The 3151-nt window shown below is 73.0% G+C and carries 2 protein-coding genes and 1 pseudogene; all 3 read right to left on the reverse strand.

The window, feature by feature from the left end; all coding sequences use genetic code 11:
• Window positions 1–982: HAMP domain-containing protein (locus ACI79Y_RS19560; RefSeq protein ID WP_457160088.1), on the reverse strand; the 982-nt coding region annotated here is incomplete at its 3' end.
• A gap of 254 nt (window positions 983–1236) precedes the next feature.
• On the reverse strand, window positions 1237–2841 hold the full coding sequence (locus tag ACI79Y_RS19565) for a methyl-accepting chemotaxis protein (RefSeq protein ID WP_457160089.1): 1605 nt from the start codon (window positions 2839–2841) through the stop codon (window positions 1237–1239).
• A gap of 184 nt (window positions 2842–3025) precedes the next feature.
• Window positions 3026–3151, reverse strand: a pseudogene (locus ACI79Y_RS19570) (methyl-accepting chemotaxis protein); the annotation flags it as partial.

A 3151-nucleotide genomic window follows, 5' to 3' on the forward strand; every position in this document is an offset into this window, starting at 1 on the left:
TCCGGGACACCTCCTCCGCCGCGGAGGAGACGACGTTGGACTGCGCCGAGGTCTCCTCCGCCGACGCCGAGATCTGCGCCGACGACGCCGACAGCTCCTCCGACGACGCCGCCACCGCATCCGCCGAGACGATGATCTCCGCGATCGTCGTGGACATGGTCGTGGCCGCGTCGTTCAGCGCCTCGGCCATCTGGCCCAGCTCGTCCCGGCCGCGCACCGGCAGCCGCACGGTGAGGTCACGGCCGGCCAACCGCACCAGGCCGCCGTGGACCTCACGGACGCCGCGCGCGATGCCACCGGAGACGACGAAGGCGAACGCACCACCCAGGGCGAGCGCGCCGCCGGCCACCAGGAGGGTGGTGCGGGCGGTGGCCGACTCGGCCTCGGCCGCCTCGGCGCGGGTCTCGGCGACCCGGGCGTCGACGGAGCCGACCAGGTCGGTCATCGCCTGGTCGAGCACGTAGAAGACGTCCCACTTGTCCCCGGTCGAGACCGCGTCACCTTCGTCCAGGCGGTCCTGTGCCCACAGCGCGAAGATCTGGTCGTTGAAGTCGCTCATCGCGGCCCAGTTCGTCTCGATCGCGTCGAGACTCGCCCGCCCATCGGCGTCCAGCAGGTCCCGGTCGAGCGAGAACAGCTCCTCGAACCCGGTGGCGCCGTCCCGGTAGTTCGGCACGTTGTCGCCGTTCGGGTCGGCCGCCGCGGCACCGCCGTCGACGCGCGCCCGCCAGGCGGTGATGTTCTGCCAGTTGGCCGCCCACAGCAGGTCGTACCGGGCGTTCTCGACCGCCCGCTGGACCCCGACGGCCTCGGTGGCCCGCGCGTTGAGGTCACTGACGCGGGCGGCGCCGGAGATGCCGGTGGCCGCCGCGGCGACCAGCCCGAGGAGCAGCAACGCGCTCAACGCGTAGATGCGGGTCCGGATCCCCCGGTCACCGAGCCACCGCCGGGGGCCCTGGGCCACGGCCTTCGTCGTCGTCATCGCAGAACTGTCCGTTTCGTCGCCGTGCAGATGGGTGGGTACTGCGCCATCCTCACAACCACGGAACGCCCATTCCGTCGCGACGCGACCGTTCCTCCGAACGTCGGGCAATTCGCCGGACGACCATTTCCTCGTGCGGCCTTGTCGACTCGAGACTTGTCGCCCGACGACGGGACGACATGCCGCGAGGCCCCGTCCCCGGAATGGCGGGCCGGGGCCTCGTGGTGGGCTCCCCAGCAGTGGGCCAGGCCGGCTCAGAAGGTGAAGCGGGCGACGCTCCCCCGCAGGTCGCTGGCCATCCGGGACAGCTCGTCGACCGCCTGCCGGGTCTGCCCCAGCGCCTGCGTGGTCGACGACGCCGCGTTCGAGACCCCGGTGATGTTCGCCGCGATCTCCGTCGACCCACCCGCGGCCTCCTGCACCGACCGCGACATCTCGTTCGTCGTCGCGGTCTGCTCCTCCACGGCCGAGGCGATGGTCAGCTGGAAGTCGTTGATCGAGCCGATGACCTCGGAGATGCGGCCGATGGCGGCGACAGCACCGGAGGTGTCGCCCTGGATCGCCTCCACCCGCCGCGCGATGTCCTCCGTCGCCCGCGCCGTCTCCTGCGCCAGCTCCTTCACCTCGTTGGCCACCACCGCGAACCCCTTCCCGGCCTCCCCGGCCCGCGCCGCCTCGATCGTGGCGTTCAGCGCCAGCAGGTTCGTCTGCTCCGCGATCGAGGTGATCACCTTCACCACCGCACCGATCTCCCGGGAGCTGACACCGAGCTTCTCCACCGTCTCCGTCGTCGACCGCGCCTCGGTCACCGCCTGGGTCGCCACCCGCGCGGCCTCGTTCGCGTTCTGGCTGATCTCCCTGATCGAGGCACCCATCTGCTCCGCGCCCGCGGCCACGGTGCCGACGTTGCGGGAGACCTCCTCCGCCGCGGTCGACACCACCCCGGACTGCACCGCGGTCTCCTCCGCCGAGGCGGCGATCTGCGCCGAGGACGCGCTCAGCTCCTCCGACGACGCGGCCACCGCATCCGCGGAGGAGACGACCGACGTCATCACCGACCGCAGCTCGGCCAGGGCGCCGTCCAGCGCGGCCGCCGTCCGGCCGACCTCGTCCCGGGACTGCACCTGCGCAGTGCGGGTCAGGTCACCGGCCGCGAGCCCCTCGGCGACCACCTGCACCCGGCGCAGCCCGCGGGTGATCGTGCGGGCCACCAGGACACCGGCGCCCAGGGCCAGCACGGCGCCGGCGACGATCACCACGACCAGCACCAGCCGGGTGTCCCGGTACTCGGCGGCGGCGGTCTCCGCGGTCGCCGCCGCGTTGGCCTGGCGCTGGGCGGCCAGCTCGTCGATCCAGCCGATGATCTCCGTGGCCAGCGGGCCGACGGTGGTCTCACGGGCCTCGGACCAGGCGGCGAGGTCACCGGCGTCGGCCAGTGCGTCGAGTTCGACCATGTCCTGCCGGTACTCCACCATCCCGTCCCGCACCTGCTCGATCAGCTCGCGGCCCGCCTCCGAGGGGTGCGTGCCCAGGTAGCGTTCGGCGGCCTCAGCCAGGCCCTGGTAGGCCGCCTCGCGAGCGGCGAGGTAGTCCTCACGGTCGGCCGGGTCGGTGGCGACGGCGTAGTTCGTGCCGGCCAGGCGGACCGCGAAGAACTGGGACCGGACCTCCTCCACCTCGGCGGTGCCCACCAGCTCGTCGCGGTACATGGCATCGGTGGCGTCGGCGGTGTGCCCGAGGCTGCGCAGGCCCAGCAGCCCGACGAGGACGGCCACCAGCACCGCCCCTCCGACGGCGGCGAGGACCTTGGTGCTGATGGAGAGGTCCCGGAGACGGGACCGGACGGACGGGGTGCTCACGGTGGTGCCCTCCACGACTGACGCCGGGGACGCCCGTGCGGCATCCCTTCACGCAGAGCAATGACCCAACCGCGTTCGGTCATGCCCGACTCGATGGCGCCTCACTCGACGGGGGTGCCTCCGGGACGGCGAACGGCCGCCGCCCCCGGGCTGAGGGACGACGGCCGGAGCCGGGCACGGTGCGTCAGTAGGTGAAGCGGGCGACGCTCCCCCGCAGGTCGCTGGCCATCCGGGACAGCTCGTCGACCGCCTGCCGGGTCTGCCCCAGCGCCTGCGTGGTCGACGACGCCGCGCTGGAGACCCCGGTGAT

It is taken from the genome of Modestobacter sp. SYSU DS0875 (assembly GCF_054050915.1).